This window comes from Legionella quateirensis (assembly GCF_001467955.1).
GTDB classification, from domain to species: Bacteria; Pseudomonadota; Gammaproteobacteria; order Legionellales; family Legionellaceae; genus Legionella; species Legionella quateirensis.
In genome coordinates, this window is the sequence record NZ_LNYR01000036.1 from 41553 (window position 1) to 55672 (window position 14120).

Consider the following 14120-nt stretch of genomic DNA (forward strand, 5'->3'; position numbering starts at 1 on the left):
ACCTTAAGTGATACGGACAATATTGCCATTACAGTCAATCCAGTTGTGGATATTGCCAATGATGCCATAACTCTGAATGAAGACACGGTGGCTAATTATGATGTGAATAACAATGATACCTTTGAAAACGCAGGCCATACCATTACTGCAATTAACGGTACGGCCATTGCCGTGGGCGGCACAGTGGGCGTGGCCAACGGTACGGTGTTATTAAATGCAAACGGTACCTTAAGCTTTACGCCAACTGCCAATTACAACGGTAGTACCAGCTTTACCTACACAGTGACTTCCGGCGGAGTTACGGAAACGGCGACAGTGAACGTCACAGTGAATCCGGTTAATGATGCCCCAATCAACAGCGTCCCTGGCGCCCAAACCACGAATGAGGACACGGTTCGAGTCTTTAGTTCTGCTAATGGCAATGCGATAAGCCTGACAGACATTGACAGTGCTTCTGTGACCACCACGATTTCCGTGGCACACGGCAGTTTAACGGCACTGGCAACAGCAGGGGTTACCATTACGAATAACGGTACAGGAACAGTGACTCTGGTGGGATCTCCAACCAACATCACCACCGCTTTGAATGGTTTAAGCTACACCCCGGTTGCTGATTACAACGGTGCTGACAGCTTAACTATAGTCACCAGTGACGGGGCTTTAAGTGATACGGACAACATTGCCATTACGGTTAATCCAGTCGTGGATATTGCCAACGATGCCATAACTCTGAATGAAGACACGGTGGCAAATTATGATGTCAATAATAATGATACCTTTGAAAACGCAGGCCATACCATTACTGCAATTAATGGTACGGCCATTGCCGTAGGCGGCACAGTGGCTGTGGCCAACGGTACGGTACTCTTGAATGCCAACGGTACCTTAAGCTTTACGCCAGCTGCCAATTACAACGGCAGCACCAGCTTTACCTACACGGTGACTTCCGGTGGAGTGACCGAAACCGCTACAGTGAATGTCACCGTGAACCCGGTCAACGATGCCCCAATCAACAGCGTCCCGGGCGCTCAAACGACGAATGAGGACACGGCTCAGGTCTTTAGCTCCGCTAATGGCAATGCGATAAGCCTCACCGATATAGACAGCGCATCTGTGACCACCACGATTTCCGTGGCACACGGCAGCTTAACGGCACTGGCAACAGCTGGGGTTACCATTACGAATAACGGTACAGGAACAGTGACTCTGGTGGGATCTCCAACCAACATCACCACCGCTTTAAATGGTTTAAGCTACACCCCGGTTGCTGATTACAATGGTGCAGACAGCTTAACGGTCGTTACCAGTGACGGCACCTTGAGTGATACGGACAATATTGCCATTACGGTGACACCAGTTGTGGATATTGCCAATGATGCCATAACCCTGAATGAAGACACAGTGGCTAATTATGATGTGAATAACAATGATACCTTTGAAAATGCAGGCCATACCATTACTGCAATTAACGGTACGGCCATTGCTGTAGGTGGCATAGTGGCTGTGGCCAACGGTACGGTGTTGTTAAATGCTAACGGCACCTTAAGCTTTACCCCAACTGCTAATTACAACGGCGCTACCAGCTTTACCTATACGGTCACTTCCGGTGGGGTTACGGAAACGGCTACAGTGAACGTCACAGTAAACCCGGTTAATGATGCCCCAATCAACAGCGTCCCTGGCGCTCAAACGATGAATGAAGATGCGACTCGGATCTTTAGCTCTGCTAATGGCAATGCGATAAGCCTCACCGATATAGACAGCGCATCTGTGACCACCACGATTTCTGTGGCACACGGCAGCTTAACGGCACTGGCAACAGCAGGGGTTACCATTACGAATAACGGTACAGGAACGGTGACTCTGGTAGGATCTCCAGCGAACATCACCATCGCGTTGAATGGTTTATCTTATACTCCGATTGCTGATTACAATGGTCCTGACAGCCTGACGGTAGTCACTAATGACGGCGCCTTAAGTGATACGGACAGCATTGTCATAACGGTTATGCCGGTGGCTGATATTGTCAACGATGCAGTAACTACTAATGAAGACACTGCGGTGACTATCAATGTCAATGCCAATGATAGCTTTGAAAACGCAGGCCATACCATTACTGCGATTAATGGCACAGCGATTGCCGTGGGTGGCACAGTGGCTGTGGCCAACGGTACGGTACTATTGAATGCCAACGGTACCTTAAGCTTTACCCCAACCGCCAATTACAACGGCAGTACCAGCTTTAATTACACGGTGACTTCTGGTGGTGTTACCGAGACTGCTACGGTGAATGTTACAGTAAATTCTGTTAACGATTCACCAGTTAATACAATATCAGCACAAAGTACGACTGAAGACACGGCGGTTAAATTGACTGGACTAAGTATCGTAGATGTTGATGCATTTGGTAGTACTGTCAGTGTGACTTTGGCTGTTGCAAGTGGCGTACTAACAGCGGCTACTGCAGGAGGAGTAACGGTTAGTGGTAGTGGTACGAGTTCTGTGGTGTTAAGTGGTACAGTGGATAATATTAATGCATTTCTGGCGGGATCTTCAGGAGTTACATACATCCCAGTTGCTAATTTCAGCGGTTCAGTCAATCTGACGATGACGACTAATGATTTAGGTAATACCGGTAGTGGAGGTGCTCTCAGTGATGTTGATACTGTGGCAATAAACCTTACTGCGGTTGCAGATGCACCAATGCTATCTTTGCCTTTAACCATCAGCACTGTTAATCCAGGTAATACGTCTATATCTACAGAACCGGGAATTGTACAAACAAATCTAGAGAGTGAATTGAGTCTTGCTTCTGGTTCTTTGGATACTTTTAATCCTCCTGCAGGCGTTACTCTTAATCATTCTGGAAACGTTAATGTATTCGATGGCAAGTTAACCAATGCAAATTATAGCTTGGCTAATGGAGGCCAAGTTTCATTTGGCTGGCAGTTTGTAAATGGAGAGAATATCGCGAGTGAAATTAATAGTGGTTATAATGATATGGCAATTTTGGTTGTGACTAAACCCGATGGCACTAAAGAAATGATACAAGTTACTTCTTCAGAGCAAGCTGGTGTTTCAGCTACGGTTAACGGAACGTATACGTATACTGCTACCCAGGCTGGTAATTATCAATTTTCCTGGTTGGTTACAAACGGAATCGATAATAACAAGGACTCCCAACTTAATATAACGAGCACAACTATTAGTTACAATTCTACAGCCTATGGAAAACCAATCGCGATTCCTATTAATGCTGCTCTTAAAGATCCAGATGGGTCTGAAACTTTAACAGTTAGAATTAGTGGAGTGCCTGCAGGAGGAGTTTTATCTGCAGGTACGCTAATAGCAGGTGTGTGGGAATTTACTAATATGGCTGACTTAGTAGGTCTTATCTATTACCCGCCTACTTCATTTACCAGTGGCAGTATTAATTTAACTGTTACCGCAACCGCTACTGAGTCATCTAATGGAAGTACAGCCAGTACATCTCAAGTATTAACCATATCAACTGACGTAACAACTAACACGATTTCTACCGGTACGGAAGCTGGTACTGTGATTTCTGGTGCTTCAGGTTCGGTTAATGATCTGATCCATGCATATGCGGGTAATGATACAGTTAATGCAGGAGGTGGTAATGATTTGGTTTATGGTGGAGCGGGTAATGACACTTTAAATGGGGAAGCAGGTAACGACACCATCTATGGCGGAATAGGTAATGACATTATCTCTGGAGGCGATGGTAATGATTTACTCTTTGGTCAAGCGGGTGATGACACTCTAACTGGTAATGCTGGAAACGATATACTTTATGGTGGCACAGGCATCGATAACTTAAATGGTGGATTAGGGAATGATTACATGATAGGAGGTCAGGGCGCTGATACCTTGACCGGTGGTGGTGGAATAGATACTTTTGTCTGGCTAGCTGGAGATAATCTTGGAGGTACTGTTGCTAGTCCAATTCAGGATGTAATAACTGATTTTAAACCCAATCCAGTTGGAGGTGGTTCGCCTGATGTGAGTGTATTGAATTTATCTGATTTATTACTAGGCGAGAATACTGCAAATTTGGATAGCTACTTGAATATATCTAAATCAGGAGCTGACACGCTGATAAAAATTGATCCAACAGGTACTAATCCGGTTACAAACGCCACTCAGACTATAGTGTTACAAGGAGTGGATTTAACTTCAGTATATGGAACTATTAATTCCCATGACATTATTAGTAACTTAATAACAAATGGTAATCTTATTACCGATTAATAATTAATGCCTGGTTAGACTTAACCAGGCATTGTTTCTTTTTTAAGAAAAAAACCACAAATAGGGGTTGTCGATAATTCGTCTCTCCACCAACGTGCGGCGGTTTTTTTGGCTCTATTGCAGATTTATACTCTCTGCATTTTTAATTTCCGAGACATAATGAAGGTATCTGCACATGATAAAATAACAACTATTTTATCAATGACTAAAATGTCTTTAGAGTTTTTAATTGGTTGGCGTATGACCATGGAATGGTTTTTACCTGGAAGACCGTTTGTATGGTTTACAGGAAGTGTAAATTTTCAGTCTTGATGAATTTTTAGTAGTTCTGAATGATTTGATTTAAATATTTTTCTATATTTTTCAATTTCATAAAATTGTGACATCATTCAATTTAAAATTAACCTCTTGAATTTACACCCGTATCTCTGGCAAGATGCGGACTGTTTTGATATTCCAGTGAGGAACCATGAAAATACTCGTGGCAGTGAAACGTGTGATAGACCCTTATGTAAAAATTCGTGTCAAATCGGATAATTCAGGAGTCGAAACGCAAAATATAAAAATGGCAATGAATCCTTTTGATGAAATAGCTATTGAGGAAGCTTTACGTCTACGCGAAAAAAACTGGGCAACAGAAGTTGTTGCAGTGAGCATCGGTGACGACAGTTCACAGGAAACCTTGCGTCACGCACTCGCTTTAGGCGCTGACAGAGCAATTATGGTGCGAAGTGGTCAAGTATTGGAAAGCTTGAATATCGCTAAAATTCTGAAAAAAATCGTCGAAGAGGAACAGCCTGATTTAATTTTAATGGGTAAACAGGCTATAGATGGTGATAACAATCAAACTCCTCAAATGCTGGCGGCACTATTAGGTTGGCCTCAGGCAACTTATGCTTCCAACTTAAATGCTCATAGCGATGGTCTCGAAGTAACTCGGGAAATTGATGGTGGCCTGGAAACGATAAAAGTGCAATTACCTGCGGTGGTGAGCACTGATCTGCGTCTTAACGAACCCAGGTACGCAAGCCTGCCCAATATAATGAAAGCAAAGCGCAAGCCTTTGGACGTGCGTGAACTTGATTCTTTAGGGCTTTCTTTGAAGAAGCATATTGAAATTTTAAAGGTCAATGCGCCTGCTGTTCGCAGTGGCGGAATCAAGGTTGAGTCAGTGGCAGCATTGTTGGATAAATTACAACATGAAGCCAAAGTGCTTTGATAAGGAGAAGAGATGAGCACTTTAGTACTTGTGGAACATAATAATCAAACAATACACCCATCAATACGAAATGTATTGGCTGCTGCATTGGAAGTGGATAATAAACCGACGCTGCTTGTAGTCGGGCATCAATGTAAAACAGTTGCAGATCAAGCCGCTCAATTAGCAGGAGTACATGCAGTCTGGCATGTTGATAAACCCTGTTATGAGCATCAACTGGCTGAACAGATTAGTGATTTAGTCGTTTCATTTGCCAGTTCATTTGATGTAATCCTGGCACCTGCCAGTACCTATGGTAAAAATATATCTCCCCGGATTGCTGCTCTTTTGGATGTGGCTCAAGTTTCGGATGTAACTCGGATAATTGACGCGAATACCTTTGAACATCCTGTTTATGCAGGTAATGCGATTGAAACGGTTCGAGTTCTGGATGCCAAAAAAGTACTGACCATAAGGTCAACAGCTTTTAATCCTGTAACAGGCAGTCAAGATGCCTGTTGTATCGAATCAATGAATCAGGAGTTTCTGCCGCAGAACAGTCAGTTTATCCGGCATGAACTGAGCAAGTCAGAACGACCAGAATTGGGCAGCGCCAAAATCGTCGTTTCTGGTGGTAGAGGATTACAAAGCGCTGAAAAATTCAAGCTGATTGAGGATTTGGCTGATTGCCTGGGGGCTGCTGTTGGGGCTTCCCGAGCTGCGGTTGACGCGGGTTTTGTACCGAATGATTATCAAGTGGGACAAACCGGTAAGGTTGTCGCGCCTACACTCTATATCGCCGTAGGCATTTCCGGAGCCGTGCAGCATCTGGCTGGTATGAAAGACTCTAAAGTAATTGTTGCAATCAATAAGGATGAAGATGCACCTATTTTCCAAATTGCTAATTACGGATTGGTGGGTGATTTGTTTGAATTGGTTCCTCAATTAATAGAACAATTAAAGAACCGTTAGAGGGAGTTGTTATGTTAGTAGGTGTTCCAAAAGAAATAAAATCTCAAGAAAATCGCGTGGGTCTTGTTCCATCAAGCGTAAGGGAGATTGTTCGGGTAGGCGGCGCTGTTTTGGTTGAGCGTGGCGCAGGTCTTGGTATCGGTATTTCTGATGATGACTATCGTAATGCTGGCGCAGAGGTTGTAGATAGTGCAGATGAAGTGTTTGCCAACGCTGAGCTGATTGTTAAAGTAAAAGAACCTCAACCCATTGAATGTAAAAGACTTCGTGAAGGCCAAACATTATTCACCTATTTGCACTTGGCTCCGGATCCTCAGCAAACTCGTTTGCTTAAAGAATCGGGCGTCACTGCTATTGCTTACGAAACTGTAACTCAGGATGATGGAGGCTTGCCTTTACTTACTCCTATGTCTCAAGTCGCAGGCCGTATGTCCATACAGGCTGGAGCGCATTGTCTCGAAATGGCACAAGGTGGCAGCGGGGTCTTGTTAGGTGGTGTACCTGGAGTGGCAGCAGCCAATGTAGTGGTTATTGGTGGTGGTGTTGTCGGCTCAAATGCGGTTCGTATGGCTATGGGTATGGAGGCACGAGTTATTGTTCTGGATCGTTCATTACAACGATTGAATGATTTGGATTTTCAATTCGGTTCCAAGCTTAATACAGTTTATTCAACAGCTGATGCCATAGAGAAGTATGTATCCAGTGCGGATTTAGTAATTGGAGCTGTTTTGGTTCCTGGTGCGGCAGCTCCCAAGCTGGTTACCCGGGCGATGTTGAAGTCCATGCGTCCTGGTTCAGTCCTTGTTGATGTGGCTATAGATCAAGGTGGATGTTTCGAAACCAGTCGTGCTACGACACATCAAGAACCTACCTATGTGGTTGATAATGTAGTGCATTATTGCGTGGCCAACATGCCAGGAGCTGTACCCAGAACTTCAACATTTGCATTGAATAATGCAACCTTACCTTTTGTTTTAAGCATTGTAACTAAAGGAACCAAACTGGCTTTATTAAGTGATCATCATCTGCTGAACGGGTTAAATGTTCATCAAGGTAAAATAACTTATGAAGCTGTGGCACGTGATTTAGGATTTGATTATGTACCTGCTAATATTGCTTTGGCTGGTAAATAGTTGATTTAAAATTCCTTTAATGAACCCGTATGATATTCATTATCTGCGGGAACCCCTCGAAACGTCATCCCGAATGCAATGAGGGATCTCCAGAACATAGTGTTGTGTCTGCATATGGAGATCCTTCACTGCGTTCTTAGGCATCCCCTCATAATTCAAGCGAGTATAATTATCTACTATTCAGTATAAACTCTTGTTTTTACGAACGAAGTGAAGTAATCCAGAATACAGTTCCAATAAGGCTCCGTTGTGGATTGCTTCGCGTTGCTCGCAAAGACGGGTATTGAGTTGACCATTGAGACTTAAATAACTACATTTTCGGTGTTATAAATTTTGAGGGGATACCTCCGCACTGTGTTCAGGATGACGAAAGTACAAGATTTATTGAGCGCGTACAGAAGCAGGAGTTAACCTCCCGCTTTTAATATAGATTATTTGAGTGAATACTATTTAAAGAGAGTATTTATATAATTGTAAATGAGTTTTCAGTGTCATTCTCATCGTTACCATCATCCGTACCGTTTAAAACTGTATTTTCGGGTGACAGATCACGAGGAGGAAGAGCTGGGGGTATTCTAACAGGTGGTTCGGCTGATGGAATTTGAATCACATTTACTGGATTGTAGCTCGAACTAATTAACACCGGTGAACTAATTTCTTCAACAGGTGCCGCACTCCAGAATGAAATGGCTCTTCGGCCAAAACTACGCGTATAATCACCAAATTTATAGCCTGATGCTTGCGCGCTCTCTGCCACAGGTGCAGGTACAGGTGAGCTTGATTTTGCTGGGAAAAGAATCTCGCTCCCTCTACGTAATAATCCTCTGGATATATCACCAAATCGATATCCAGGCGTTTCTTCACGTTTGGTTGCTTCAACTAAAGAATTTCTTGTAGTAGCTAGAAGAAGTTCCAGCTGTTCTCTTGCTGCGGGGATTAATTTATTGGGTGCATCTACGGAAAGTTCATCATCTCGTTTTAATACATCCTTAATTAATAATTCATATCGAGGACCACGTTGTAGTGGTTGTATTAATATAGAATCAGAGTTATTGGGTGATTTACTCTTAAGAAATTCGTCCAATTGTTTAAACGGTAATGTTTCAGAAGGTAACTTTGCGTTGTACTTTGTTTTGAGAAACTCTTCATATAGAGACATATAGGTTTTAAACTCAGTAAAAAAATCACCTATTAAAATCATCCGTTTTGCGCGAAGTTCACTAAGATCAGTAGGATTTAATTCCTGCGTCATTTCTACACTTGCATTATAATGAAGTGAATCTGACAGATAGGCAAATTTATTTATAGCGGTTGTTAATCTTTGGAAGATTTCAGGACCTTCCGCATAAAATGGTTCGTTGCCTGCATCGACAAACAGAGCTAAAGAATTTTGATAAGCCATTTCTGTTTCTAACATTTCTTGAATTACGCGATTACTGATCATTGAAACTCCCAATATTAATTTATTGACGATCTAAAATAAGCCAAAATGGTTTTAGTGAGAGCAATTCTATCAGAATAAAATTAAGGTAAAATTAAGAGTAAATTAAGGAAAAATTAACAAGGGTTTATTATTGTAGCTTCGTAATAACCTAGAAAAACGTCATCCCGAAAAGAACCGTCATCCCGAATGCAATGAGGGATCTCCTGAAGGAGACACAGTGCCAGTATTTGGAGATCCTTCGTTGTGCTCAGGATGACGAAATAATAAAACGTCATCACGAAAAGAAAACGTCTCTCGAAAAGAACCGTCTCCCGTAAAGAACCGTCATCCCGAATGCAATGAGGGATCTCCTGAATAGGGCACAGTGCCAGCATTTGGAGATCCTTCGCTTTGCTCAGGATGACGAAATAATAAAACGTCATCACGAAAAGAAAACGTCTCTCGAAAAGAAAACGTCTCTCGAAAAGAACCGTCTCCCGTAAAGAGCCGTCATCCCGAATGCAATGAGGGATCTCCTGAATAGGGCACAGTGCCAGCATTTGGAGATCCTTCGCTGTGCTCAGGATGACGAAATAATAAAACGTCATCCCGAAAAGAACCGATATCCTGATAAGCACCGATATCCCGAAAAAACCGTCATCCCGAATGCAATGAGGGATCTCCTGAAGAAGGCACAGTGCCAGCATTTGGAGATCCTTCGCGGTGCTCAGGATGACGAAATAATAAAACGTCATCCCGAAAGAATCGATATCCCGAAAGAATCGATATCCCGAAAAGAACCGTCATCCCGAATGCAATGAGGGATCTCCTGAATAGGGCACAGTGCCTGTATCTGGAGATCCTTCACTTATTCTAAAATAGATTTTCTTCTACTGGAGCCAGATGTTCATCATTAGTGCTGTTGTTGGCATTATAAACCGGAGTAGGGTCTTCCTCTGCCGGTACTTCCTTATCACGAAAATACTCAATAATGCCATTGTCCTGATTCGGCTTGGCTAACAGGCCACTGACGGGATCAATACGCACAGCGACTACATTTTCTGGTTGTTTCAATTCACTCTCGGGTTTGCCTTTTAAAGCTTCTCGCATGAAATCGATCCACATGGGCAGGGCAAGATTTGCAGCATATTCATGCAATGATTTAGGATTATCAAAACCTATCCAGGCAGTAACTACCAAATCAGAATTAAATCCGGCAAACCAGGCATCTACCTGATCATTGGTTGTTCCGGTTTTACCGGCAATATCCTGACGATTGAGCACACGAGCCGCTCTTGCAGTACCATGCTGGATTACATCTTTAAGAGCTGAATTCATTAAAAACGCGATGTCCTCTGGTATCACTCGTGGTGCCAAAGTCGACGTATCTACTTTCTCATTATCGCAAGGATTACACACTACAGTCGGTTTTGCCTGCAGTAAAATCTTACCGTCCGCGTCAGTAATATGATCGATAAGATAAGGTTCGACTTTATAACCGCCATTGGCAAATACAGCATAAGCTGTGGTTAGTTCCATAGGGCTAATAGATAAGCTTCCCAAGGCCAATGATAAGGCTCTTGGTAAGGATTTTTTAGTAAAGCCAAATCGGGTCAGGAAGTCAATTGTATAATCTATGCCAATATCATCAAGGATTCTGATGGATACCAGATTCTTTGATTGAACCAGAGCTTGTTTCAGGCGAGTTGGTCCATTAAATTTAAGATTAACATTATGTGGTCGCCAGAGATTGGGCTGGCTTGGATCATCAACAACTATAGGCGCATCATTAATTAAAGTCGCCAGATTATAGCCATTATTCAAAGCTGCAGCATAAACAAAAGGTTTGAAACTGGATCCTGGCTGTCTGCTGGATTGAGTTGCTCTATTGAATTTGCTCTTCTGAAAATTAAAACCGCCAACCAGAACTTCTATTGCCCCATTTTTAGGGTTAAGGGCAACCATAGCTGACTCAGCTTCCGGGATTTGAGCCAGTTCCCAATATTTCTCAGTCGAATGCACATAAACTATATCACCAACTGCAACGACTTGCTGTGCCTTGACAGGTGATTTACCTACCCAGCCTTTTTTAAGGGCAGGTCTTGCCCAGGATAAGCCTTCCCAGGGAATAATGAACGTTTGTCCATTTTGCAGGGCAGCGGTAGCTTCTTTTTCGCCAACTTCAGTAATAACCGCGGGTACCAGAGTGTTCAGCTCAGGGTACTGTCTTAAGTATTTTTGTCTTATTTGTGGTGATTGACTGTCTTTCTCACCTATGGTGGCTACTGGTCCTCGATAACCATGCCGGTGATCATAAGCAATCAAATTCTTTTCAACGACTTCATTGGCAGTATTTTGTAGTTTGCCATCGATGGTGGTGTATACTTTGTACCCTTTGGTATAAGCATCGGGACCAAAATTGTCATATAAAGACTGACGGATCATTTCTGCAACATAGGGGGCACTTACTTCAATATTGGTACCATGATATTTTGCAGTAATGGGTTGATTTATTGCATTTTGATATTGCTCTTCATTAATGTAATGTTCTTCCAATAATCGTTCCAATACATGGTCTCGCCGCTTTTTGGCAGCCAAGGGATTAGCGATAGGATTTTGTGTTGAAGGAGCCTGGGGAAGACCGGCTATCATTGCCAGTTCTGCCAGATTAAGTTCTTTCAGTGGTTTGCCAAAATACACCATTGCAGCAGCGCCTACACCATAAGCACGATTACCCAGGTATATTCTGTTAAGATAAAGCTCTAAAATCTTTTCTTTACTGAGTTCTCTATCGATTTTAATCGCCAGCATGATTTCATTGAATTTACGTAAAAAGGTTTTTTTACGGCTCAAAAAGAAATTACGTGCTACCTGCATGGTAATGGTACTACCACCTTGAGATTTTGTACCGGTTTTAAGCATACGAACTGCGGCTCGACCCAGTCCCATCACATCAACACCGGGATGTTCAAAAAACCGTTGATCTTCTGTTGCAATCAGGGCATGAACCAGAGTTTGCGGGATTTCTTCATAAGTTAATGGAATACGTTTTTTTTCACCGTATTCTTGAATTAATAAGCCTTCTTTACTAAATATCTGTAAAGGAACCTGTAATTGAACTGTTTTGAGCGAATCTACATTAGGGAGCTGGCTTTCCAGATAAAGATATAAAAGGCTGCCTGCTACTAATAAAAGAAAAAACAGGCTCATCAGCGCCCAAAGACCTTTACGCCAGAAGTATGCCATTTTTTTCATAGAATTATGTTATCGTTGAATGTGAATAGTCATGCATTATACAGCGATTCTATATCATATTGCGAGTTTTGTTGGAAAAAGGCTGGAATTTTCAATGAATACATGCCATGAAGCCTCGAAAGTTCACTAATTTTGTTGAACCGTATTTTTGTAATACAGATAAATCAATGTATTCGTATAGAACTGAGAAACTTGGGGAACAGGATAATGTCACAACTGTCTTTGAGATTCATTGACTAGATACAAAAGTCAATGAATCAATTGAGGCTTACTCATTTATTCCCAAACCTGCTAGACCGAGTTCTGTAGTTTCTGAACTTTCAGCAACTCTTGGAAACCTTGTATAGGCAAATAATAAAGGGTTATAGGCCATTCCACCAAAGATTGATTTTGGTCTTTGGAATTGTTCGACAAGCTGTTTGTTTTGTTCGTTTATTTTTTCTTCTTGCAGCTTAAGCTGCTCGGCTTGCTGAGCAACTGTTTCTTGAAGTTGCCGAATTATTTCCTCTTGTTGTTTGACTAGGTCAACTTGAACCGATGAACTGGATTGCGCTTCCTCTGTTTTTTGGGAGAGCGATTCGATGGTTTGCTTTTGGTTTGAATTCTCTTCCTCCAACCCCAATATTTTCGCTTGTTGCTCAGGTACTAATAAAGCATTTTGATGTTCCATACAAATTCGATTAGCGAATTCTTCAAATCGCTCTTCAGAAAAACCATGGGAGATATTCAGAGTTTCTAAAACTTCTTGATTTAAAAAAATGCCTGAATTACAAAAATAATCACCAACATAACGCTCATTAATGCAACCCGATAAAGCAATATCGCCCTTAGGACTCATATCGGTTTGGTGTTGTGTCACTTCGTATCTACCACTTTTTTTCGTACATAAAAGCCCTTTAATATCGATTAGTAATTTTAATATTTGCCCCTTATATTCTGTAAACTCTTCAGAGGTAAACGATGTTTTTCTGTTGAGATATGAGTTAATCAATACGGCTTCATTTAAGATATAATAAAGGAAGGGTTGTCGATCAGCGTAACCAGCAGTGCAATTTACAATTATATTTTTTAATCTTGTTGAGAAATCAAGATCATTGTCTTTATTTTGGATTATTGCTATTGCTAATTCTCTTGATTTTAATCGGGCTTCAGGAATATCTTTGGCAGTAATCAGTTTTTTTCCCATAAGGTTGTCGTGATAGCGAATAATTACGGTCGTTAATGAATAAAGCAATTCTTCTAATCTAATCATATGAAACTCCTTTTAAATCGTAAATCTATACTCTAAATGTGAAAATCAATAACAGCTTGGTTTTTCACTATATTAAATGTTTTGGTAGAGCGCAAGTGTTTATTTGTGCGTACATTAGAAGTAAAAATCATACAAAAAGAATGGTAATTTTACTCACGGCAAGTTCATTTTGTATGCAATTTAAACTACTGCGTACCGACTATATTTATTTCCTGTCAAAGGGTTAGAGAGAGGTCTGGTAAATTCTCAATAAAACCGGGGATTTCGTCATCTTTAACACCGTGAGGGATCTTTAATGCAGGCACCGCACCACATTCAGGAGATCCCTCGTTACACTCGGGATGACGGTTGAATTTCGTCATCCTGAACGCAGTGAAGGATCTCCTGAAACTGGTGCGGTGCCTGCATTAGGAGATCCCTCGTTACACTCGGGATGACGGCTGAATTTCGTCATCCTGAACGCGATGAGGGATCTCCTGAATGTGGTGCGGTGCCTGCATTAGGAGATCCCTCGTTACACTCGGGATGACGGTTAAATTTCGTCATCCTGAACGCGATGAAGGATCTCCTGAATGTGGTGCGGTGCCTGCATTAGGAGATCCCTCGTTACACTCG

8 protein-coding genes are annotated in these 14120 nt (G+C 42.1%); 4 read left to right on the forward strand and 4 right to left on the reverse strand.

Annotated elements, in window-relative coordinates; translation table 11 throughout:
• From Lqua_RS13295 to ald, 4 genes are all read left to right on the forward strand, one after another.
• Window positions 1-4272: beta strand repeat-containing protein (locus Lqua_RS13295; protein ID WP_157076145.1), on the forward strand; the 4272-nt coding region annotated here is incomplete at its 5' end.
• A gap of 469 nt (window positions 4273-4741) precedes the next feature.
• On the forward strand, window positions 4742-5491 hold the full coding sequence (locus Lqua_RS13300; RefSeq protein WP_058474771.1) for an electron transfer flavoprotein subunit beta/FixA family protein: 750 nt from the start codon (window positions 4742-4744) through the stop codon (window positions 5489-5491).
• Between the two features lie 12 nt (window positions 5492-5503).
• Complete coding sequence (locus tag Lqua_RS13305; protein ID WP_058474772.1) at window positions 5504-6442, forward strand: electron transfer flavoprotein subunit alpha/FixB family protein; 939 nt, start codon at window positions 5504-5506, stop codon at window positions 6440-6442.
• Window positions 6443-6453: 11 nt separating this feature from the next.
• Window positions 6454-7575: an alanine dehydrogenase gene (gene ald / locus Lqua_RS13310; protein WP_058474773.1), complete on the forward strand. Its 1122-nt coding sequence runs from the start codon at window positions 6454-6456 to the stop codon at window positions 7573-7575.
• 463 nt (window positions 7576-8038) lie between these two features.
• On the opposite strand, the gene Lqua_RS13315 is transcribed toward ald, so the two are convergent.
• From Lqua_RS13315 to Lqua_RS13330, 4 genes are all read right to left on the reverse strand, one after another.
• A complete protein-coding gene (locus Lqua_RS13315; RefSeq protein ID WP_058474774.1) occupies window positions 8039-9019 on the reverse strand; it encodes a RhoGEF domain-containing protein in 981 nt (326 codons plus the stop codon).
• A gap of 113 nt (window positions 9020-9132) precedes the next feature.
• Entirely contained in the window at window positions 9133-9705 is a 573-nt protein-coding gene (locus Lqua_RS13320; protein WP_058474775.1) for a hypothetical protein, read from the reverse strand.
• Window positions 9706-9871: 166 nt separating this feature from the next.
• Window positions 9872-12253 (reverse strand): penicillin-binding protein 1A, encoded by a 2382-nt coding sequence (locus tag Lqua_RS13325; protein WP_058474776.1) that lies wholly within the window; start codon window positions 12251-12253, stop codon window positions 9872-9874.
• 268 nt (window positions 12254-12521) lie between these two features.
• Window positions 12522-13505, reverse strand: coding sequence for a hypothetical protein (locus Lqua_RS13330; protein WP_058474777.1), 984 nt, complete (start codon window positions 13503-13505; stop codon window positions 12522-12524).
• Window positions 13506-14120: the final 615 nt, after the last annotated feature.

Excerpts from the sequence above, each read along its gene's own strand:
- Lqua_RS13330 (WP_058474777.1), bottom strand. The coding sequence starts at position 13,505 with ATGATTAGATTAGAAGAATTGCTTTATTCATTAACGACCGTAATTATT.
- Lqua_RS13320 (WP_058474775.1), bottom strand. The coding sequence starts at position 9,705 with ATGCTGGCACTGTGCCTTCTTCAGGAGATCCCTCATTGCATTCGGGAT.
- Lqua_RS13315 (WP_058474774.1), bottom strand. The coding sequence starts at position 9,019 with ATGATCAGTAATCGCGTAATTCAAGAAATGTTAGAAACAGAAATGGCT.
- Lqua_RS13325 (WP_058474776.1), bottom strand. The coding sequence starts at position 12,253 with ATGAAAAAAATGGCATACTTCTGGCGTAAAGGTCTTTGGGCGCTGATG.
- ald (WP_058474773.1), top strand. The coding sequence starts at position 6,454 with ATGTTAGTAGGTGTTCCAAAAGAAATAAAATCTCAAGAAAATCGCGTG.
- Lqua_RS13305 (WP_058474772.1), top strand. The coding sequence starts at position 5,504 with ATGAGCACTTTAGTACTTGTGGAACATAATAATCAAACAATACACCCA.
- Lqua_RS13300 (WP_058474771.1), top strand. The coding sequence starts at position 4,742 with ATGAAAATACTCGTGGCAGTGAAACGTGTGATAGACCCTTATGTAAAA.